16 protein-coding genes and 1 riboswitch are annotated in these 21,561 nt (G+C 71.6%); of the genes, 4 read left to right on the forward strand and 12 right to left on the reverse strand.

What is annotated here, in order from left to right:
* Positions 1–296: 296 nt before the first annotated feature.
* From ACIGW4_RS27885 to ACIGW4_RS27900, 4 genes are all read right to left on the reverse strand, one after another.
* Positions 297–980, reverse strand: a complete 684-nt coding sequence (locus ACIGW4_RS27885; protein ID WP_123455793.1) for a GntR family transcriptional regulator — start codon at positions 978–980, stop codon at positions 297–299.
* A gap of 197 nt (positions 981–1,177) precedes the next feature.
* Positions 1,178–1,948, reverse strand: a complete 771-nt coding sequence (locus tag ACIGW4_RS27890; protein ID WP_399583446.1) for a M23 family metallopeptidase — start codon at positions 1,946–1,948, stop codon at positions 1,178–1,180.
* A gap of 12 nt (positions 1,949–1,960) precedes the next feature.
* Positions 1,961–2,124: riboswitch (cyclic di-AMP (ydaO/yuaA leader) on the reverse strand.
* Between the two features lie 200 nt (positions 2,125–2,324).
* A complete protein-coding gene (locus ACIGW4_RS27895; RefSeq protein ID WP_398712266.1) occupies positions 2,325–3,692 on the reverse strand; it encodes a M16 family metallopeptidase in 1,368 nt (455 codons plus the stop codon).
* Between the two features lie 26 nt (positions 3,693–3,718).
* Positions 3,719–5,068, reverse strand: a complete 1,350-nt coding sequence (locus tag ACIGW4_RS27900) for a pitrilysin family protein (protein WP_185094651.1) — start codon at positions 5,066–5,068, stop codon at positions 3,719–3,721.
* Between the two features lie 181 nt (positions 5,069–5,249).
* On the opposite strand from ACIGW4_RS27900, the gene ACIGW4_RS27905 reads away from it, so the two are divergent.
* Entirely contained in the window at positions 5,250–7,706 is a 2,457-nt protein-coding gene (locus tag ACIGW4_RS27905) for a DNA topoisomerase (ATP-hydrolyzing) subunit A (protein WP_123455789.1), read from the forward strand.
* A 33-nt stretch (positions 7,707–7,739) separates the two neighbouring features.
* Here ACIGW4_RS27905 and ACIGW4_RS27910 read toward each other — a convergent pair whose 3' ends face one another.
* Positions 7,740–8,792: a CobW family GTP-binding protein gene (locus tag ACIGW4_RS27910; protein ID WP_398712209.1), complete on the reverse strand. Its 1,053-nt coding sequence runs from the start codon at positions 8,790–8,792 to the stop codon at positions 7,740–7,742.
* A gap of 120 nt (positions 8,793–8,912) precedes the next feature.
* Between ACIGW4_RS27910 and ACIGW4_RS27915 the strand changes: the two genes are divergently transcribed.
* Together ACIGW4_RS27915 and ACIGW4_RS27920 are read left to right on the forward strand one after the other, a co-directional pair.
* Complete coding sequence (locus ACIGW4_RS27915; RefSeq protein ID WP_399583451.1) at positions 8,913–10,598, forward strand: ATP-binding protein; 1,686 nt, start codon at positions 8,913–8,915, stop codon at positions 10,596–10,598.
* Entirely contained in the window at positions 10,595–11,284 is a 690-nt protein-coding gene (locus ACIGW4_RS27920; RefSeq protein WP_123455786.1) for a response regulator, read from the forward strand. Before ACIGW4_RS27915 ends, ACIGW4_RS27920 begins: the two co-directional genes overlap by 4 nt.
* Positions 11,285–11,300: 16 nt before the next feature.
* Here ACIGW4_RS27920 and ACIGW4_RS27925 read toward each other — a convergent pair whose 3' ends face one another.
* From ACIGW4_RS27925 to ACIGW4_RS27945, 5 genes are all read right to left on the reverse strand, one after another.
* Positions 11,301–12,893, reverse strand: a complete 1,593-nt coding sequence (locus ACIGW4_RS27925; protein WP_123455785.1) for a cation acetate symporter — start codon at positions 12,891–12,893, stop codon at positions 11,301–11,303.
* Positions 12,890–13,333, reverse strand: coding sequence for a DUF485 domain-containing protein (locus tag ACIGW4_RS27930; RefSeq protein WP_260174511.1), 444 nt, complete (start codon positions 13,331–13,333; stop codon positions 12,890–12,892). Before ACIGW4_RS27930 ends, ACIGW4_RS27925 begins: the two co-directional genes overlap by 4 nt.
* 140 nt (positions 13,334–13,473) lie before the next feature.
* Positions 13,474–14,310: a response regulator gene (locus ACIGW4_RS27935; RefSeq protein ID WP_399583570.1), complete on the reverse strand. Its 837-nt coding sequence runs from the start codon at positions 14,308–14,310 to the stop codon at positions 13,474–13,476.
* Positions 14,311–14,384: 74 nt separating this feature from the next.
* The gene (locus ACIGW4_RS27940; RefSeq protein WP_399583454.1) at positions 14,385–15,581 is read right to left on the reverse strand and encodes a sensor histidine kinase; all 1,197 of its coding nucleotides are present in this window, start codon (positions 15,579–15,581) and stop codon (positions 14,385–14,387) included.
* 190 nt (positions 15,582–15,771) lie between these two features.
* Entirely contained in the window at positions 15,772–17,889 is a 2,118-nt protein-coding gene (locus ACIGW4_RS27945) for a type IIA DNA topoisomerase subunit B (protein WP_123455781.1), read from the reverse strand.
* A gap of 433 nt (positions 17,890–18,322) precedes the next feature.
* Between ACIGW4_RS27945 and ACIGW4_RS27950 the strand changes: the two genes are divergently transcribed.
* On the forward strand, positions 18,323–18,556 hold the full coding sequence (locus tag ACIGW4_RS27950) for a hypothetical protein (protein WP_030687247.1): 234 nt from the start codon (positions 18,323–18,325) through the stop codon (positions 18,554–18,556).
* A 257-nt stretch (positions 18,557–18,813) separates the two neighbouring features.
* On the opposite strand, the gene ACIGW4_RS27955 is transcribed toward ACIGW4_RS27950, so the two are convergent.
* The gene (locus tag ACIGW4_RS27955; protein ID WP_359588517.1) at positions 18,814–19,632 is read right to left on the reverse strand and encodes a serine protease; all 819 of its coding nucleotides are present in this window, start codon (positions 19,630–19,632) and stop codon (positions 18,814–18,816) included.
* Positions 19,633–19,775: 143 nt separating this feature from the next.
* Positions 19,776–21,323: an RNA polymerase sigma factor gene (locus ACIGW4_RS27960; RefSeq protein WP_398712220.1), complete on the reverse strand. Its 1,548-nt coding sequence runs from the start codon at positions 21,321–21,323 to the stop codon at positions 19,776–19,778.
* Positions 21,324–21,561 lie beyond the last annotated feature (238 nt).

Here is a 21,561-nt window from a genome sequence, read left to right on the forward strand (position 1 = left end):
GCGCGCGCCCCGGCCACCGCCGGCGGGGGGGGGGGCGCCGGGGGGGGGGGCCCGCCCCCCCCGGCCCCCCCCCCCCCCCCCCCCCCCCCCCCCGGCGGGCCCGGCCCCCCCCCCCCCCCCCCCCCCACGGCCATTCGCTTTTCCCGGACCGTGTTTCGGACCGCGCTTTCGGACAGCACTTCCGGACCGCGCTCCGGACGGCACATCAGGAAGTAATCCGGGCAGCACTTCGGACAGCGCTTCTGGCAGAACAAAAGACCGGACCGAATACCTTTCCCTTGTATACGGTGCGCGCGTTAATTCCGGGCACTCGTCGTGTTGACGGCGTGTTGCGAGACCCTCACACGGCCGCCCCCCGGACTCTTCAGCCGGTGCAGCGGCAGTGAGCGCTCCGCGTGCAGCGCGGTCAGCGCCCGCGCCCGCTCGGCGTCGCCGCGCGCCACGGCGTCCACGATCGCGCCGTGCTCGGCCCAGGCCTCGACCGGCCGGTCGGGCTGCTCCACGACGTACGTCCAGGCGATCTTGTGCCGCAGCTGGGTGAGCAGCGCCGTGAGGGCCGGGCTCCCGGAGGCCTGCGCCAGGGTCTCGTGGAACCAGCCGCCGAGCGAGCGCAGGTCCTCCCCCTGGCCGCGCCTGGCCCGCTCCTGCCCCAGCCTGACCAGGCCGCGCAGCACCTTGAGGTGCGCCTCGGTTCGCCGCTGCGCGGCCCGGGCGGCGCCCAGCGGTTCGAGCAGCGCCCGCATGTCGAGGAGATCGGCGGCCTCCTGCTCGGTCGGCTCGGCGACCTGGGCGCCCGCGTGGCGGCGGGTGACGACGAAGCCCTCGGACTCCAGGGTGCGCAGCGCCTCGCGGACCGGGACCCGGGAGACCCCGTACCGGCGGGCGAGCTGCTCCTCGGTCAGCCGAGCGCCCCGCTCGAACACGCCGGAGACGATGTCGTCCCTGATCGCCGTGCATACCGAGTGCGCGGGAATGCGCATGTCCGACCTCCGCCTTGGTGCGCGCGAGACAATTCGAGCGGCGCCTGTTCTGCGCCGATCTTCGACTCTATTGCAGCACGCCGGAATTTCCGATGCCCCTACGGAATCCATGGAAGTCTTTTGGTCAGCGAAAAGCCCCGGCTCAGTACGGGCCGGGGCTTTTGCGACGCGATGCGGCGGGGCGGTGCGCCGTGGGGTCAGACGTTGACGCCGCGAGCGCGGAGGTACGTGATCGGGTTGATGTCCGAGCCGTACTCGGGGCTCGTGCGCGCCTCGAAGTGGAGGTGGGGGCCGGTGGAGTTGCCGGTCGAGCCCGAGATGCCTATCTGCTGGCCCGGCTCGACGGTCTGGCCGACGTAGACCCCGATGGAGGAGAGGTGCCCGTACTGGGTGTACGTGCCGTCGTTCATCCGGATGACGATGTTGTTGCCGTACGCGCCGCCCCAGCCGGCCTCGACGACGGTGCCGGAGCCGACGGAGACGACCCGGGTGCCGTAGGCGGCGTGGAAGTCGATGCCGGAGTGGTGGCCGGAGGACCAGAGCGCGCCGCCGGTCTTGTAGCCGGTGGAGACGTACGAGCCGGCGACGGGGAGCTGGAAGGAGGCCAGGCGACGGCGCTCGGCCTCGCGGGCGGCGCGCTCGCGCTCCAGACGGATCTCCTTGGCGCGGGCCTCGGCCTTGCGCTCCGCCTCGGCCTTGGCCTTCGCCTTGGCGATGGCCTCGACGGCCTCCTGCTCCTGGGCGGCGGCCTGGGCGTTGATCCGGTCGACGAGGGAGTCCTCGGTGATCACCTGGGTGAGGCCGGTGTCCTCGAGGGAGCGGGTGCCCGTGTCGGCGGCGAGCGCCGGGGAGGCGAGGGTTCCGATGACGCCGGTGGTGGCGAGCGTCGCGGCGCCGGCGATGCCCGCGCTGCGGCGCGCCATCCGGCTCGGAGCACGATGCTTCCCGGTGGCACGGGTGAACGCCATGGAGGAGCTGATCCTTTCCTTCCTTCTCGCCTACCGGGTTAGCTGACGGGTTCGGAGCAGGAAGGTCTCCTACGAGCCCCTCCGCACGAGGCGAAGGCGCCCGATTCACCCCAGGGACTGTGTGGGTCCCCGGCTCCCCAGGCTCGCGCCTGACGGGGACTCGGCGATGACTGTCCGATGCCGCGGGTGCGGCACGTGCAACTGACGAACAGCCGCCCCGACGCTATGCGGATCACCTTTCAATCACCAACCGGACACGACTTTTGTAAGACATGCCACAGGGCAAACGATCACCCTTGATCCCAATACGGACAAAGCGGAGGACCCCGACGAACCAGATCGTCGGGGCCCTCCTGTTGTCGCTTCGGAGCCGGAATCAGCCCGTCACGACGGTCACTTCACCGATGCCGAGCGCGCGCACCGGCTCCGCGATCTGCGCCGCGTCGCCGACGAGCACGGTGACGAGCCGGTCCACCGGGAAGGCACTGACCACGGCGGCCGTCGCCTCGACGGTGCCGGTCTCGGCCAGGCGCGCGTACAACTGGGCCTGGAAGTCGTCCGGAAGGTGCTGCTCGACCTGGTCGGCGAGCGTCCCGGCGACCGAGGCGGCCGTCTCGTACTTGAGGGGCGCCACCCCGACGAGGTTCTGCACGGCCGTCTCGCGCTCCGCGTCGGTGAGCCCCTCGGCGGCGAGGGTGCGCAACACCTTCCACAGGTCCTCGAGCGCCGGGCCCGTGTTGGGGGTGTCGACGGAGCCGCTGATGGCGAGCATCGCGGCGCCGTTCCCCTCGGCGTCCGAGCGGAGCACCTGGCCGAAGGCCCGCACGCCGTACGTGTAGCCCTTCTCCTCGCGCAGGACCCGGTCCAGACGGGAGGTCAGGGTGCCGCCCAGGCAGTACGTGCCGAGGACCTGGGCCGCCCAGACGCGGTCGTGCCGGTCGGGGCCGATCCGGCCGATCAGCAGCTGCGTCTGGACCGCGCCGGGACGGTCCACGATGACGACCCGTCCGGTGTCGTCCGCGGTGATCGGCGGCATCGGGAGGGGCTCGGCCGGCTCACCGGTCCAGGCGCCCAGCGTCTCGGCGAGGACCTTGTCGAGGTCGACCCCGGTCAGGTCGCCGACGACCACCGCGGTGGCCGTGGCCGGCCGGACGTACGCGTCGAAGAAGGCGCGGACGGCGGCGGCGTCGATGGCGGCGACGGTCTCCTCGGTGCCCTGGCGCGGCCGGGACATCCGGGACTCCGCGGGGAACAGCTCCTTGGAGAGCTGCTTGGCCGCGCGGCGCGCCGGGTTGGCCGTCTCGTGCGGGATCTCGTCGAGGCGGTTGCGCACCAGGCGCTCGATCTCGGTCTCCAGGAACGCCGGGGCGATCAGGGCCTCGGCCAGCAGGCCGAGCGCCTTGGGCAGCCGGGAGACCGGGACCTCCAGGGAGACCCGTACGCCCGGGTGGTCGGCGTGCGCGTCGAGCGTGGCGCCGCAGCGCTCCAGCTCGGCCGCGAACTCCTCGGCGCTGTGCTGGTCGGTGCCCTCGGAGAGCGCGCGGGCCATGATGGTGGCGACGCCGTCGAGACCGGCGGGCTCGGCGTCCAGCGGGGCCGGCAGGAAGAGCTCCACGGCCACGACCTGCTGGCCGGGGCGGTGGCTGGTGAGCACGGTCAGACCGTTGTCCAGCTTCCCCCGGTCCGGGGCCGGGAACGCCCACGGCCTGGCGGCGCCCGGCCGGGGCTGCGGGTGGAAGTCCATGCTCGTCAAAGACGCGGCGGCGTCGGTCACTGGTCCGCTCCCTCTTCCTCGTCGCCGTTCTCGCTCTGCTCGGTCGCCAGGGGCTCGTAGACGAGCACCGCGCGGTTGTCGGGACGCAGCTTGGCCGCGGCGACCGCCCGCACCTCCTCGGCGGTGACGTCCAGGACGCGGTCGACGGCGGTCAGGGCGAGCTGCGGGTCGCCGAACAGCACGGCGAACCGGCACAGTTCGTCGGCGCGCCCCGCGACGGTCCCGAGCCGGTCCAGCCACTCGCGCTCCAGCTGGGCCTGCGCGCGCTCCATCTCCTCGGGCGTGGGGCCCTCCTCGGCGAACCGGGCCAGCTCCTCGTCGACGGCGGCCTCGATCTGCGGGACCTCGACGCCCCCGGAGGTCTTGACGTCCAGCCAGCCCAGCGAGGGCGCCCCGGCGAGCCGCAGCAGGCCGAAGCCGGCGGCGACGGCCGTGCGGTCACGGCGGACCAGGCGGTTGTGCAGGCGGGAGGACTCCCCGCCGCCCAGGACCGTCAGGGCCAGGTCGGCGGCGTCGCACGCGCGCGTGCCGTCGTGCGGCAGCCGGTAGGCGGCCATCAGCGCGCGCGCCGGGACCTCCTCCTCGACGACCTCGCGCAGCTGCTCGCCGATGACCTCGGGCAGGTCGCCGGGGCGCGGCTCGGGCTTGCCGTCGTGGGCGGGGATGGAGCCGAAGTACTTCTCGACCCACGCGAGCGTCTGCACCGGGTCGATGTCGCCGACGACGGACAGCACCGCGTTGTTCGGGGCGTAGTACGTGCGGAAGAAGTTCCGCGCGTCCTCCAGGGTGGCCGCGTCCAGGTCGGCCATGGAGCCGATCGGCGTGTGGTGGTAGGGGTGGCCCTCCGGGTAGGCGAGGGCGGTCAGCTTCTCGAAGGCCGTGCCGTACGGCACGTTGTCGTAGCGCTGGCGGCGCTCGTTCTTGACGACGTCGCGCTGGTTCTCCATGGACTCGTCGTCCAGGGCGGCGAGCAGCGAGCCCATGCGGTCGGCCTCCAGCCAGAGCGCGAGCTCCAGCTGGTGCGTGGGCATGGTCTCGAAGTAGTTGGTGCGCTCGAAGCTGGTCGTGCCGTTGAGCGAGCCGCCGGCGCCCTGCACCAGCTCGAAGTGGCCGTTCCCGTGCACCTGCTTCGAGCCCTGGAACATCAGGTGCTCGAAGAGGTGGGCGAGGCCCGTGCGGCCCTTGACCTCGTGGCGCGAGCCGACGTCGTACCAGAGGCAGACCGCGGCGACCGGGGTCAGGTGGTCCTCGGAGAGCACCACGCGCAGGCCGTTCGCCAACCGGTGCTCGGTCGCTGTCAGGCCGCCGGAGCCGGCCTCGGCCGTGGCCGTGTGACCCATGGGCATGTACGTCCCTTCGATCGCGATGTGAAAAAGTCCTGCCACTGTATGCAAGCGCGCCGACACCTGGCGAAGTTCCCGACCCTTCGAGATGTCCCTCTTCCGGGTCGCGGTCGGCGTTGTCGGTGGCACGGTCCACAATGGTCCGCGTCAGATCAACCTTGTTGGTGAAGGAGCCGCAGCCGCGATGGCCCGCCGCAGCACGAAGACACCGCCGCCGGACGACGCGTTCGAGGAGCGAATCCTCGACATCGACGTCGTCGACGAGATGCAGGGCTCCTTCCTCGAGTACGCGTACTCGGTGATCTACTCGCGCGCGCTCCCCGACGCCCGCGACGGCATGAAGCCCGTCCAGCGGCGCATCGTCTACCAGATGGGGGAGATGGGGCTCCGCCCCGACCGCGGCTTCGTCAAGTGCGCCCGTGTCGTCGGTGAGGTGATGGGCAAGCTCCACCCGCACGGCGACGCGTCGATCTACGACGCGATGGTCCGCATGGCACAGCCCTTCTCCATGCGTCTCCCCCTCGTCGACGGCCACGGGAACTTCGGCTCCCTGGGCAACGACGACCCGCCGGCCGCCATGCGGTACACCGAGTCGCGGATGGCCCCGGCCGCGCTCCTCATGACCGATTCCATCGACGAGGACACGGTCGACTTCGCGCCGAACTACGACGGCCAGGAGCAGGAGCCGGTGGCGCTCCCCGCCGCCTACCCGAACCTGCTGGTCAACGGCGCGTCCGGGATCGCGGTCGGCATGGCGACGAACATGCCCCCGCACAACCTCGGCGAGGTGATCGCGGCCGCCCGCCACCTGATCCGCTACCCGAACGCCGACCTCGAGGCGCTGATGCGCTTCGTGCCCGGCCCCGACCTGCCGACCGGCGGCCGGATCGTCGGCCTCTCCGGCATCAAGGACGCGTACCAGTCGGGCCGCGGCTCCTTCAAGATCCGCGCCACCGCGACCGTGGAGACCGTGACGGCACGCCGCAAGGGCATCGTCGTGACCGAGCTGCCCTTCACGGTGGGCCCCGAGAAGGTCGTCTCCAAGATCAAGGACCTGGTCGGCGCCAAGAAGCTCCAGGGCATCGCGGACGTCAAGGACCTCACCGACCGCAGCCACGGCCTGCGCCTGGTCATCGAGATCAAGAACGGCTTCGTGCCCGAGGCCGTCCTGGAGCAGCTCTACAAGCTGACGCCGATGGAGGAGTCCTTCGGCATCAACAACGTGGCGCTGGTCGACGGACAGCCGCTGACCCTCGGCCTCAAGGAGCTCCTGGAGGTCTACCTGGACCACCGCTTCGAGGTGGTCCGGCGCCGCTCCGAGTTCCGCCGCGGCAAGAAGCGCGACCGGCTCCACCTGGTCGAGGGCCTCCTCGTCGCGCTGCTCGACATCGACGAGGTCATCCGGCTCATCCGGGAGAGCGACAACTCCGCCCAGGCCAAGGAGCGCCTGATGGAGCGCTTCTCGCTGAGCGAGATCCAGACGCAGTACATCCTGGACACCCCGCTGCGCCGCCTCACCAAGTTCGACCGCCTGGAGCTGGAGACCGAGCGCGACCGCCTCAACGGCGAGATCGACGAGCTGACCGGGATCCTCGACTCCGACGCGGAGCTGCGCAAGCTGGTCTCGGCGGAGCTGGCGGCCGTCGCCAAGAAGTTCGCCACCGACCGGCGGACGGTCCTCCTGGAGTCGGCGGGCGCGCCCGTCGCGGCCGTGCCCCTGGAGGTCGCGGACGACCCGTGCCGGGTGCTGCTCTCCTCGACGGGCCTGCTGGCCCGGACGGTGACCGAGCACCTCCCGCCCGCGGAGGACGGCAAGCGGTCCAAGCACGACGTGATCGTCTCGGCGGTCGCCGCCACCCAGCGCGGTGACGTCGGCGTGGTGACCTCGGCCGGCCGGCTGCTGCGCCTCCCGGTGATCGACCTGCCGCAGCTCCCGGACACCGCGAGCGCCCCGAACCTGGCGGGCGGCGCGCCGCTGTCGGAGTTCCTCACCCTGGAGGCGGACGAGACGGTGGTCTGCCTGACCACGCTCGAGGAGTCCTCGCCGGGCCTCGCCCTCGGCACGCTGCAGGGCGTGGTGAAGCGCGTGGTGCCGGACTACCCGGCGAACAAGGACGAGCTGGAGGTCATCACCCTCAGGGACGGCGACCGGATCGTCGGCGCGACGGAGCTGCGGACGGGCGAGGAGGACCTGGTCTTCATCACCTCCGACGCCCAGCTGCTGCGCTACCAGGCCTCGCAGGTGCGGCCCCAGGGCCGCCCGGCGGGCGGCATGGCGGGCATCAAGCTCGCCGCGGGCGCCGAGGTGATCTCGTTCACGGCCGTCGACCCCGCGGCCGACGCCGTGGTCTTCACCGTCGCGGGCTCCACGGGCACCCTGGACTCCTCGGCGGGCACGTCGGCGAAGCTGACCCCCTTCGACCAGTACCCGCGCAAGGGCCGCGCGACCGGCGGTGTCCGCTGCCAGCGCTTCCTGAAGGGCGAGGACGTCCTGACCTTCGCCTGGGCGGGCGCCACCCCGGCCCGCGCCGCCCAGAAGACCGGCGCCCCGGTGGACCTGCCCGAGGCGGACCCCCGCCGCGACGGCTCGGGCACGCCCCTCCCGAAGCCGGTCGACGTGGTGGCGGGCCCGGCGAGCTAGGAGACCCGCCCGCGGCTCGGGGCCGGACGGGTCCTAGGACTCGTCCGGCTCCTCCTCCGTCCGCTGCACGTACCGCAGGACGCCCCACATGCTGTGCTCGTCGGGGGCGTCCTGCGGGCCGTTCAGCTCGCAGGAGGCGAGTTCCTTGCGCAGCGCGGGCGCGTCGATGCCGGAGCCGATCAGGACGAGCTGGGTGAGGCGCTCCTCACCGGCGGGCCAGGGCTCGGGGTAGAAACGCAGGAAGCGGCCGACCGCGTGCACGCCGTAGCGGTTGGCCGGATCGGCGGGGCCGAGGTCGACGAAGCCCTTGATCCGGTAGAGGCCCTCGGGGCGCGAGTCGAGGAAGGCCATGAGGCGGCGCGGGTGCAGCGGCGTCGTGGCCGTCACCGAGAGGCTCTCGTAGGCCGCGTGCGGGTGGGCGTGCCTGTCGTCCTCGGAGCCGTACAGGATGTCCTCGATCGACATCTGGCCCTCGATCTCGCCCTCCGGCACGACCCGGTCGAAGAGCAGCTCCGGGTCGACGCGCCCGTGGGAGGCCTCGACCACGGCGGCGCGCCCGGCGAGTCCGGCGACCGTCTCCCGGACGCTCCGCAGCTCGTCCGCGGCCACCCGGTCCGCCTTGTTGACGACGACGAGGTCGGCGAGGCCGAGGTGCCGGTCGGTCCCGGGGTGCCGCTGCCGGGTGGCCGCGAACTCGGACGCGTCGACGACCTGGACGAGCCCTCCGTACACGACCCGCTCGTTCTCGCTGGCCAGCACCATGCGGACCAGCTCCTCGGGCTCCGCGAGCCCGCTCGCCTCGATCACGATCACGTCGAGCCGGGACTCGGGCCGGGTCAGTACCTCCAGGTACTCGTCGAGCTCGCCGGCGTCGACGGCGCAGCACAGGCAGCCGTTGCCGAGGGAGACGGTGGAGCCGACCTGGCCGGCGACGGTCATCGCGTCGATGCCGATGTCACCGAAGTCGTTGACCATGACTCCGATCCGGGTGCCCCGGGCGCTGCGCAGCAGATGGTTGAGGAGCGTGGTCTTCCCGGCCCCGAGAAACCCGGCCAAAACGACGACGGGGATCTGCTGCGTGCTCAAGGGACGTGCCTCCGGTTCCTTCGGGTCCCACGGGCATGGGAGCCGTGCGAAACCCCCAGAATAGGCGCCCGTCCCGTCGCCGTTTCCGGTCCCGGGCCGCGTCCCCTTACCGTTTTCGGCATGAGCCCCGCACAGACCCGCCCTCCGCGCCCCCACGCGCGCCGTCGACGGTTCGGGTGGCCGCAGCGGGTGTTCTCGCAGGTCCTGCTGATGCAGCTGGCCATCGCGACCGGTGTGACCGTCCTCGCCACCGGCCTCTTCCTCGCCCCGCTGAGCGCCCAGCTCGACGACCAGGCCATGCGACGGGCCCTGGCCATCGCCGGGACCACCGCGTCGCCCCGGCTCGCCGCGGACCTCACCGGCGGCCCGCCGTCCGCGCGGGGCCCGGTCCAGACCGAGGCGGAGCGGATCAGGACCTCCACGGGCGCCGAGTACGTCGTGGTCATGGACACCCGCGGGGTGCGCTGGTCGCACACCGACCCCGCCGAGATCGGCAGGGTCGTCTCCACGGACCCGAGCAGCGCCCTCGCCGGGCACGAGGTGATGGAGATCGACAGCGGCACCCTGGGCCGCTCGGCGCGCGGCAAGGTGCCGCTGCGGGACGCCGGCGGGCGGATCGTCGGCGCGGTCTCCGTCGGCATCGAGTACGACAGCGTCCGCGACCGGCTCCTCGCCGCCATCCCCGGCCTCCTCGCCTACGCGGGCGGCGCGCTCGCGGCCGGCGCGCTCGCCGCGTATCTGATCTCCCGGCGGCTCCAGCGGCAGACCCACGACCTGGCCTTCTCCGACATCTCCGCCCTGCTCGCCGAACGCGAGGCCATGCTGCACGGCATCCGCGAGGGCGTCGTGGCCCTCGACCGGAACGGCTCCGTACGGCTCATGAACGACGAGGCGCAGCGTCTCCTCGGCCTCGGCCCCGAGGCGGCGGGCCGGCCGCTCGACGAGGTCCTCGGCGCCGGCCGGACCGCCGACGTCCTCGCGGGCCGGGTCACCGGCGAGGACCTGCTCACCGTCCGGGGACACCGGGTGCTGATCGCCAACCGGATGCCCACGGACGACGGCGGCGCGGTGGCGACCCTCCGCGACCGCACCGAGCTGGAACGGCTCGGGCGCGAGCTCGACTCCACCCGGGGCCTGATCGACGCGCTCCGCGCCCAGGACCACGAGCACGCCAACCGGCTGCACACCCTCCTCGGCCTCCTGGAGCTGGAGATGCACGAGGAGGCGGTCGAGTTCGTCACGGAGGTGGTCGGCGTGCACCGGGCCACCGCCGAGCAGGTCACGGAGAAGGTCCACGACCCGCTCCTCGCCGCGCTCCTGGTGGGGAAGGCGACCGTCGCCGCCGAGCGGGGCGTCTCGCTGCGGCTCGCGCCCGACTCCCTGCTGCCGGACCGGCTCGTCGACCCCCGCGAACTGGTCACCGTCGTGGGCAACCTGGTCGACAACGCCCTGGACGCCGTCGCCGGCACCCCCGGCGCCCGCATCGAGGTCTCCTTCCGCGCCGAGGGCCGTACGGTGGTGCTGCGGGTCTCGGACAGCGGCCCGGGCGTCCCGGAGGACCGCCGCGAGCTGATCTTCACCGAGGGCTGGACGACGAAGGCGCTGCCGTCCCACGGCAAGCGCGGACTCGGCCTCGCCCTGGTGCGCCGCCTCGCCGAGCGCCGTGGCGGTACCGCCGAGGTGGCCGACGGCACCGAGGGCGGCGCCGTGTTCACGGTCGTCCTCCCGGACGCCCTGGCCGAACCGGAGCCCGCGCCGGACGTGCCCGCGCCCCTGGCGGACACCACCGAGGAGGCGACGCGATGATCGACGTGCTCGTCGTCGACGACGACACCCGGGTGGCCAGGATCAACGCCGCCTACGTCGCCAAGGTGCCCGGCTTCCGGGTCGTCGCCCTCGCCCACTCGACCGCCGAGGCGCTCGCCGCCCTGGACGGCCGGCCGGTCGACCTGATCCTCCTGGACCACTACCTGCCCGACGAGAACGGCCTCGCGGCGGTACGGGAGCTCCGCGCGCGCGGCCACCAGTGCGACGTGATCATGGTGACGGCGGCCCGCGACGTGGCCACCGTCCAGTCGGCGATGCGGCACGGGGCGCTGCAGTACCTGGTCAAGCCGTTCAACTTCGCCGGGCTCCGCGCCAAGCTGGAGGCGTACGCGACGCTCCGCCGCACCCTGGAGACCGGCGGCGAGGCGGAGCAGGCCGAGGTGGACCGGATCTTCGGGGTCCTGGCGGCGGGCGCCGTCGCCCCCGACCTGCCCAAGGGTCACTCCCCCACCACCGCCGAGGTGGTCCGGCAGGTGCTGCTCGCCGCCGACGGCCCGCTGTCCGCACAGGAGATCGCCGAGCGGGCCGGCGTCAGCCGCCAGACCGCACAGCGCTACCTCAAGCTGCTGGAACGCACCGGCCGGGTGCGCCTCTCCCTCCGGTACGGCGAGACGGGCCGCCCCGAGCACCGGTACGCCTGGGCGAGCTCACCGTCCACCGGCTGACGCCCGCCCGGGACGGTCAGACGGCACCCGCGCCCGTCAGAGAGCGCACCTCGGTCTCCGCGTGCCGGGCCTCGTCGGGCGGCTCCGTCGAGGTGGCCGTGCCGATCCATCCGGCCAGGAAGCCGAGCGGGATGGAGACCGCTCCCGGGTTCTGCAGCGGGAAGAGGTGGAAGTCGACCCCCGGGAACAGCGATTCCGGGCTCCCGGAGACGACCGGGGAGACCAGGACGAGCAGCACCGCGGGAATCAGGCCGCCGTACACCGACCAGACCGCGCCCCGGGTGGTGAACTTCCGCCAGAACAGCGAGTAGAGCAGCACCGGCAGATTGGCGGAGGCCGCGACCGCGAAGGCGAGGCCGACGAGGAAGGCCACGTTGAGGTCGCGGGCGAGCAGCCCGAGGCCGATGGCGGCCGCCCCGATCCCGGCGGCCGCGACCCTGGCCACGGCCACCTCGCTGTACTGCTTCGCGTGCCGACGGCGCAGCGAGGTGTACAGGTCGTGGGCGACGGAGGCCGAGGAGGCCAGCGTGATCCCCGCGACGACGGCGAGGATGGTCGCGAAGGCGACGGCGGCGACGACCGCGAAGAGCACGATGCCGCCGGTGGAGCCCGCGCCGCCGCCGAGGTCGAGGGCGAGCAGCGGCACGGCGGTGTTCCCGGAGGCGTTGGACGCACGGACCTCGTCGGGACCGATCAGCGCGGCCGCCCCGAAGCCGAGCACGATGGTCATCAGGTAGAAGCCGCCGATGAGCCCGATGGACCAGACGACGGAGCGACGGGCGGCACGGGCGGTCGGCACGGTGTAGAAGCGCGACAGGATGTGCGGCAGCCCCGCCGTGCCCAGGACGAGGGCGAGCCCGAGGCTGATGAAGTCGAGGCGGGCCGTCCAGTCCCCGCCGTAGCGCAGTCCGGGCGCGAGGAATCCCCGGCCGTGCCCGCTGCGCTCGGCCGCGGTGGAGAGCAGGCTGTTCACGTCGCCGTGGAACCGGAGCAGGACGAGGACGGTGAGCGCGATCGTGCCCGCCATGAGCAGGACCGCCTTGACGATCTGGATCCACGTGGTGGCCCGCATGCCGCCGAGCGTCACGTAGATCACCATCAGCGCGCCCACGCCGATCACCGTCCACGAGCGCGCGGCCTCGCTGGACCCGCCGAGCAGCAGCGCCACCAGGCTCCCCGCGCCCACCATCTGGGCCACGAGGTACAGCACGGAGACGGCCACCGAGGACGTTCCTGCGGCGATCCGCACCGGCCGCTCCGCCATCCGCGCGGCGACGACGTCGGCCAGCGTGAACCTCCCGCAGTTGCGCACCAGTTCGGCGACCAGCAGGAGCACGAGCAGCCAGGCGACGAGGAAGCCGACGGAGTACAGCATGCCGTCGTAGCCGTAGAGCGCGATCAGCCCGGAGATCCCCAGGAAGGAGGCCGCGGACATGTAGTCCCCGGCGATGGCGAACCCGTTCTCCAGAGGAGAGAACAGCCGCCCTCCGGCGTAGAACTCCTCCGCCGAGCCGTGCCGGTGGCGGCTCACCCAGGTGGTGATCCCCAGGGTCACGGCGACGAACACGCTGAACAGCACGAGCGCCAGGGTCTGGTGGCTTCCTGTCATGGCTGCACCACCCCCCGGGTCATCTCCTGCGTGTCCCAGCGCAGTTCCAGTGCGGCCCGGTCCCTGCGCAGCCGCGCATGGCGCGCGTACGCCCAGGTCAGCAGGAAGGTGGTGAGGAACTGTCCGAGCCCCGCGACCATCGCCACGTTGACCGCTCCGGCCACCGGCCGCGCCATCAGCCCGGGTGCGACGGTAGCCGCCACCACATAGGCGAGGTACCACAGGAGGAACGCCAGGGTGGCGGGGAAGACGAACCGGCGGTAGCGGCCCCGTACTTCCTGGAAGGCCGGACTCCGTTGGACTTCCAGATAGATCTCCGCCGCGCTGTGGACCCGCTGCCGCGGCACCGCGCCGGGGCGGCCGTCGCCGGGCGCCCCGGCCGTCGCCTCCCCACCCCAACCGGAAGCCGTCGCGTCGTACCAGGGGTCGTCGACCGCCATCGCCGTAGCGTCTCGCCCCTCTTGCCTGTCCACCTGCTCCACCGACCAACTCTCCTTGTCAGCGAACCGTTTCGGCCGCGTGCACAAGGATGGACAGAGCGGGAACATCTCGGACTCTTCTCCTCCCTCTCTTCACCCCATCAGGTGACTCTTCTCCCAGGCGCCCTGACCAGACCGTGCTGATATGCGTACCGCACGGCCTGGGCGCGGTCGCGCACCCCGGTCTTGGCGAAGAGGTTGTTGATGTGGGTCTTCACCGTGGCCGTGGAGATCCGCAGCCGCCCCGCGATCTCCGAGTTGGACAGCCCGTCCGCGACCAGCGCGAGCACTTCCGTCTCCCGCTCGGTCAGACCGTCGGCACCCGGCCCGGCCAAGCCTCCCGCCCCCGGCTCCTCTCCAGGCCCCCCGCCATTCACCGCCCCCGCCCCGGATCCGCCCCCGGGGCCGGTCCGACCGAACCGTCCACCCCGCCCTTCCCGACCACCTCGGCCCTCCCGATCGCCCCGATCGCTGCTCCCCTCCTGATCGTCCCGATCATCCCGCCCCGCCCGGCCGTCCTGGTCGACCAGCCCCGCTCGGCCGTCCCGGTCGTCCCGGTCATCTCGGTCCTCCCGGTCGATCAGCCGGTCCAGGAGCCGCCGCTGCACGGAGGGGGAGAGCCCGGCCCGCCCGTCGATCACGTCCCGCACGGCCCGCCCGATCTCCTCCCCGCCGGCGTCCTTGGTGAGGTAACCGCGCGCCCCGGCTCGCAGCGCCGGGAACAGCGAGTCGTCGTCGGCGTAGGTGGTCAGCACGACGACCTCCGTCCCGGGGTGCCGGTCGCGGATCCGACGAGTGGCCTCGACGCCGTCGCAGCGGGGCATCCGCAGATCCATCAGGACGACGTCGGGAGCGAGCTCGGCCGTGAGCGCGACCGCCTCCTCCCCGTCCCGGGCCGATCCGACGACCTCGATCCCGGGAAGCAGACCCAGCAGCATCACGATCCCCTCCCGCACGACGGCCTGGTCGTCGGCGACGACGACCCGTGCGACCCGGTCGCCGTTCGCGGCGCTCACGCCGGCACCCGCAGCCGCACCGTGAACCCGGGCCCGTCGGGCCCCGCGTCCAGGCTGCCGCCGAGCAGTTCGGCCCGCTCCCTCATGCCGAGCAGTCCGTATCCCGACCCGGATGCCCCGAGCTCCTCCGCCCCTCTCGCGCCGCCGACCGTCCGAGGCGGACCGGAGTCGCGTATCTCCAGGGAGACCTCGTCCGTCCCGTAGGCGAACCGGATCCTGGTCCGGGCACCCGGCGCGTGCTTGCGGACATTGGTGAGGGCCTCCTGCGCGACCCTCCGCACCGCCTGCGAGGCCTCGGCGGGCAGGTCCCGGCGCTCACCGGTGACATCGACCTCGGCACGGCCCTCCCGCGCCAGCTCCCTCAGATACTCCTCGACCGGCACCATGTCCCCGCGCAACGCCGAGAGCGCGTGACGGGTCTCGGCGAGTCCCTCTCTGGCCATGGAACGGGCCGAGGTCACGAGCTTGAGGATCTCCGAACGGTCCGCTCCGGCCTCGATCTGGAGCCGTGCGACCTCCAGGTGCACCATCTGGGCGGAGAGGCTGTGCGCGAGCACGTCATGTATCTCCCGGGCGATCCTGGCCCGCTCGGCGAGCGCCGCCGAGGCGGCCTCCGCCTCCCGGGCCAGCCTCTCCTGGGCGAGCAGCTGGAACCCGGCTCCCCGCGCCTCGGCGTCCAGCCTGAGCGAGTAGCCGGCGAGCAGCACGGCCGCCGTGGTGAGACCGGCCCCGATGATCCCCGTCTCGTCGGTCTCCACGAACCCGGCCCCGAGGACCACCACCGTGGCCAGCCCCGCGTGAAGCGGCAGTCTCTCCATCGCCATGATCGAGCTGACGATCCATATCACCGTCGCGGGGGTCGGAGCGCCTGCCGCATAGGCTCCGAGGCCGCAGAGCGCGATCACCGCGAGCAGCCCAAGCGAGGCTGCCAGGCGATGGTCGAGGGTCGTGTGGTGATACCGCAGCGCCGCGACCACGCACAGTCCGAACCCCAGCGGCGGCAAAGGCGTGTACCAGCCGTCGAACGCGCCCGAGGTGTAGCAGCCGGCCACCACCAGGACGCTCAGGCCCGCGAGCATGGTGTGGTCGAGAACGATCCGGCCCCGGGGCACCCCGACACGGGTGAGTGCCTCCCGCGAGGGCCAGGAGCGCCAGAAGGAAGCGCCGCGCGTCCGCTTTTTGTCGGCCCGCACCCGTTCGCCCTTGCCCGTCCTCGTGCTTGCGCTCGTCCTCGCGCTTGCACCCGCGACAGCGCACGCGAGTCCTGGGTCGCGCTTCTCGTCCATGTCCGTCCCCCTCCGACACTTCGATGCTACGGAGAGTGGCCGTCGATGTGATCGGCCCGTGGGTGGAGCATGTGGCTCCACCCACGGGTGGAGACGCTCAGGCGTCGATGCGCGAGCGGTCGAGCGTCGCCGCCGAGCCGGTGATGAACTCCTTGCGGGGCGCCACGTCGTTGCCCATGAGGAGGTCGAAGACCTGCTCCGCCGCGTCCAGGTCACCGATGTTGATCCGGCGCAGGGTGCGGTGGCGCGGGTCCATCGTGGTCTCCGCGAGCTGGTCGGCGTCCATCTCGCCCAGACCCTTGTAGCGCTGGATGGCGTCCTTGTAGCGGACCCCCTTGCGCTGGAACTCCAGCAGGGTCTGCCGCAGCTCGTTGTCCGAGTACGTGTAGACGTACTTGTCCTGCCCCTTCTTGGGCTGGACGAGCTCGATCCGGTGCAGCGGCGGCACGGCGGCGAAGACCCGGCCCTGCTCGACCATGGGCCGCATGTAGCGCTGGAAGAGCGTGAGCAGCAGGGTGCGGATGTGGGAGCCGTCGACGTCGGCGTCGGTCATCATGATGACCTTGCCGTACCGGGCGGCGTCGATGTCGAAGGTGCGGCCCGAGCCCGCTCCTATGACCTGGATGATCGCGCCGCACTCGGCGTTCTTCAGCATGTCCGCGACGGACGACTTCTGGACGTTGAGGATCTTTCCTCGGATCGGCAGCAGGGCCTGGAACTCGCTGTTCCGGGCGAGCTTGGCCGTGCCGAGGGCCGAGTCTCCCTCGACGATGAAGAGCTCGCTGCGCTCCACGTCGTCGCTGCGGCAGTCCGCGAGCTTGGCCGGCAGCGAGGAGGACTCGAGCGCGGTCTTCCTGCGCTGGGCCTCCTTGTGCTGCCGGGCGGCGATCCGGGTCCGCGCCGCGGCGACGGCCTTCTCGAGCACGGCGCGGGCCTGCGCCTTGGCGTCCCGCTTGGTCGAGGTGAGGAAGGCCTTGAGCTCCTTGGCCACCACGTTCGCCACGATCCGGCGGGCGGCGGAGGTGCCGAGGACCTCCTTGGTCTGACCCTCGAACTGCGGCTCGGCGAGGCGGACCGTCACGACGGCGGTGAGCCCCTCCAGGGCGTCGTCCTTGACGATGTCGTCCTCGGCGACGCGCAGCATCTTGGCCGAGCGCAGCACCTCGTTCACCGTCTTGGTGACGGCCTGCTCGAAGCCCGAGACGTGGGTGCCGCCCTTGGGGGTGGCGATGATGTTGACGAAGGACTTGACCGTGGTGTCGTAACCGGTGCCCCAGCGCAGGGCGACGTCGACGGCGAGCTCGCGGGTGACCTCGGTCGGGGTCATGTGGCCGCGCTCGTCGAGGACCGGGACGGTCTCCTTGAAGGTGCCCTGCCCGGTGAGGCGCTGGATGTCGCAGACGGCCTTGTCCTGCGCGAGGTACTCGCAGAACTCGCTGATGCCGCCGTCGAAGCGGAAGGTCTCCTCGCTCTTGCCGACGTCGGCCAGGTCCCGCTCGTCGCGGACGACGATGGTGAGGCCCGGGACGAGGAAGGCGGTCTGCCGGGCACGCTGGTGGAGCGTCTCCAGGGAGAGCTTGGCGTCCTTGAGGAAGATCTGCCGGTCCGCCCAGTAGCGGATGCGCGTGCCGGTGCGGGTCTTGGGGACGCGCTTGCCCTTGATGAGGCCGTTGGCCGGGTCGAAGGGGCTGTCGGGGCCCGGCTCGGTGAAGATGCCGGGGACGCCGCGCCGGAAGGAGATCGAGTGGGTCGCGCTGTTCCGGTCGACCTCGACGTCGAGGCGGGCCGACAGGGCGTTGACCACGGAGGCGCCGACGCCGTGCAGACCACCGGACGCCGCGTACGACCCGCCGCCGAACTTTCCGCCGGCGTGCAGCTTGGTCATGACGACCTCGACGCCGGAGAGACCGGTCTTCGGCTCGACGTCGACCGGGATGCCGCGGCCGTTGTCCCGGACCTCGACGGAGCCGTCGTCGTGGAGGATGACCTCGATGTGGTCGCAGTAGCCGCCGAGGGCCTCGTCGACCGAGTTGTCGATGATCTCCCAGATGCAGTGCATGAGACCGCGGCTGTCGGTGGACCCGATGTACATGCCGGGGCGCTTGCGGACCGCTTCGAGCCCTTCGAGTACGAGCAGGTGCCGAGCGGTGTAGTTGGAACCGTCACGGTCTGCGGTCAGCAGCGCACTGGACGGCACGGACGTCTCGGCGGTCACGCGGTTCGCTCCTCGCTGAATTTGAAAACTGGCCCGGTGGGGTAAGGCCCGGCGTCGGTCACCGCTCAGAGGGTACCGATGCCTGGTAGAGCCGTTGTAACGCCACCCTCCCCGATTCCTCATGCTAGTCCAGCCTCGCATGGATGTTCGATCCCTCGATGGGGTGACGTGAACATCACGTTCCCTTCCCGGCATGAACCATTTAGGCTCCGGGCACGTCCTCATGAACAACCGGCAACCCAGCCGGGAGGGCCGACCGACACAAGCAACGCGAAATCCGTAGAGCGACGCAATACGGCTCATTCGCCGCCAACCGGCAGCAGACAGCCACCTTGCGAAGAAGTTTCAAGGAAAAGGCACGAGCGGGAACGTTTTCGGCCTGGTTGGATGTTGACCCTGGTACGACAGCTCGTCGAGCTAGAGAAGAGGCGACGTGACTACTGTTCTGACCCCCGCGAGCCCCCTGACGGCCGCTGACCGTTGCGACCGCTGCGGCGCCCAGGCGTACCTGCGCGTCGTTCTGACCAGCGGAGGTGACTTGCTCTTCTGCGCCCACCACGGACGCAAGTTCGAGCCGGAACTCAAGAAGATCGCCGTTGAGATACAGGATGAGACGGACCGGCTCACGGACGTGCCGGCCCGCACGATGGGCGAAGACCACGCCTGACGCCATCCACGACGAGCCCAGGGCCGGTCGCTGACCGGACGGCGGGCGGTCGCCCCACGCGTCCCGCGGGGGTGACCGCCCGTTCTCGTACCCGGCGCCCTTCCGCCCCTGGCGGAACCGGCGTCACCCGTCCTCGTCGGAAACGGCGCCCTCCACCCCCGTCGGGCCCGGCGTCCTCCGTCCCGCTCGGGGCCGGCGTCCGCCGTCCCGCCGGGATCCAGGGCCGACCGACCCGCGCCCGCCCACCGAGGCGAGGCTCAGAAGTGCGCCGGAAGCACCGCCGAGACCCGCGTGTAGACGCCCGGGTTCTCCGCCTGCCCACAGCCGCTGCCCCAGGACACGAGGCCGACGAGAAGCCCCTTGGCCACCAGCGGCCCTCCGCTGTCCCCCTGGCATGCGTCCTTGCCGCCCTGCGGGTCGCCCGCGCACAGCATCGTCCCGCGCTGGTAGCGGACGCCGAAACCGCCCGGATACGCCCGCTCGCACGCCGTGTCCGGCAGCACCTGGACGTGCGCCGTCCGCAGCGCGGAGGCATAGGCCCCGTTCCCGGTCGTGTCCCCCCAGCCGTAGACGTCCGCCTCCGTCCCGGGCGCGTACGCCGCGTCTCCCGACCGGGCGACGCCGATCACGTACGACTGTGGCAGCGCGCTCACCAGCGTCAGCACGGCCAGGTCGCCCGAGTTGGTCGTCGGGTCGTAGTCGGGGTTGATCCAGGTGTCGGAGATCCGGACCTCCGTCCCCTCCTGGCCCCGCAGCACCGCGCGACCGGCGATGACCACGAAGTCGCGCACCTCCCAGGGCTCCCCGCCGAGCACCTCACGGCCCAGGCAGTGGGCCGCCGTGAGCACTTTGGTCGGCGCGACGACCACGCCCCCGCAGAACTGACCCGCCCGCGTACCCCCGAACCGGTCACGGCTGGACAGCGCCACGACCCAGGGCGCGTCCGTGATCCGGGCCGGCTGCCCGCCCACCACGACGCTGTCGGCGGCCACGGGACCGGCGGTGGCCAACTGCCCCGCCGCCGCGGTGACCAGGCCCAGGGCGCCCGTCAATGCTCGGGTGAGGAAACCACGCATGGAGCCTCCTGACTCTCGGGTGATGTCGGTTCACCCAGCGTCCACCACGCGCCCCCGCCGTGCACCCGCGCAAAGCCGGAGGGCCCGGCTCCCCCTCTCGGGGAACCGGGCCCTTCCGTGTGTCGCCGCGGACCTCGTACCGATCAGTCGAGGTAGTCGCGCAGGACCTGCGAGCGCGACGGGTGACGGAGCTTCGACATCGTCTTCGACTCGATCTGGCGGATCCGCTCTCGCGTCACGCCGTAGACCTTGCCGATCTCGTCCAGCGTCTTCGGCTGGCCGTCGGTGAGACCGAAGCGCATGGAGACGACGCCCGCCTCGCGCTCGGAGAGCGTGTCGAGGACGGAGTGCAGCTGCTCCTGGAGCAGCGTGAAGCTGACCGCGTCGGCCGGCACGACCGCCTCGGAGTCCTCGATGAGGTCACCGAACTCGCTGTCGCCGTCCTCACCCAGCGGGGTGTGGAGGGAGATCGGCTCACGGCCGTACTTCTGGACCTCGATGACCTTCTCGGGGGTCATGTCGAGCTCCTTGGCCAGCTCCTCCGGGGTGGGCTCACGGCCCAGGTCCTGGAGCATCTGGCGCTGCACGCGCGCGAGCTTGTTGATGACCTCGACCATGTGCACCGGGATACGGATGGTGCGGGCCTGGTCGGCCATGGCGCGGGTGATCGCCTGACGGATCCACCAGGTGGCGTACGTGGAGAACTTGTAGCCCTTGGTGTAGTCGAACTTCTCGACGGCACGGATCAGACCCAGGTTGCCCTCCTGGATCAGGTCCAGGAAGAGCATGCCGCGGCCGGTGTAGCGCTTGGCCAGCGAGACCACCAGACGGAGGTTGGCCTCCAGGAGGTGGTTCTTGGCCCGGCGGCCGTCCTCGGCGATGATCTCCAGCTCGCGCTTGAGCTTCGGAGCCAGCTTGTCCGAGTTCGCGAGCTTGTCCTCGGCGAACAGACCGGCCTCGATGCGCTTGGCGAGCTCGACCTCCTGCTCGGCGTTGAGCAGCGGGACCTTGCCGATCTGCTTGAGGTAGTCCTTGACCGGGTCGGCGGTGGCGCCGGCGACGGCGACCTGCTGCGCCGGAGCGTCGTCCTCGTCCTCGTCGGACAGGACGAAGCCCTTGCTCTCGCCCTCGGTCTCCTCGTCCTCGCCCTTGCCGGGTGCGACGTCCTCGAGGAGCTCCTCGCCCTCGATGAGCTCGTCGGCGTCCTTCTTGGACGTGGTCTTCTTGGCCGCCGTCTTCTTGGCGACGGTCTTCTTGGCCACCGTCTTCTTGGCGACGGCCTTCTTCGCGGCCGCCTTCTTGGCGGGGGATCCGGCCTCGTCGGCCGGGTCGGTGCCCTCGGCCGCGGGGGCCGTGGAGGCCGAGACGGTGCTCTTCGTCACGGTCGTCCTGGCAGTGACGGTCTTGGTGGCGGTGCGCTTGGCCGGGCTCTTCGCTGCGACGCTCTTGCGGGCGCGCTTCGGCGACTCCGCTGCACTGACCATCAGCGTCACACCCTCTTCCTCGAGGATCTGATTGAGGCTGCGCAGAACATTCTTCCACTGGGTTGGCGGAATCTGGTCGGCTTCGAAGGCCCGACGCACGTCATCGCCGGCGATCTGCCCATCAGCCTTTCCCCGCTCGATGAGCGCCATCACAGACTCGGACTCGGCGATCTCCGGCGGGAGCGTACGGGATGTGCTGGCCGACACGAACAACCTCTCGGAACGATGGAAACGGCTTCCGGCCCCGCCCTTGATCAGGCTGGAGCCGACGACCGCCGACGGGGAATGTGTCGACGGCGCGGGCTGGACCGGGGAACTGCACAGCGCCTCCGTCGGCTGCTGTATTCCTTCCTCGGCTGTCACCTCTTAGGTCATCGCACGGCTCGGAGGAGTGTTACGCCCAATCTTCGTGGCCCGAGTCACACCTCATTTGCGGCGAAACGGC

The sequence above is a fragment of the Streptomyces sp. NPDC053513 genome, assembly GCF_044544765.1.
GTDB lineage: Bacteria > Actinomycetota > Actinomycetes > Streptomycetales > Streptomycetaceae > Streptomyces > Streptomyces litmocidini.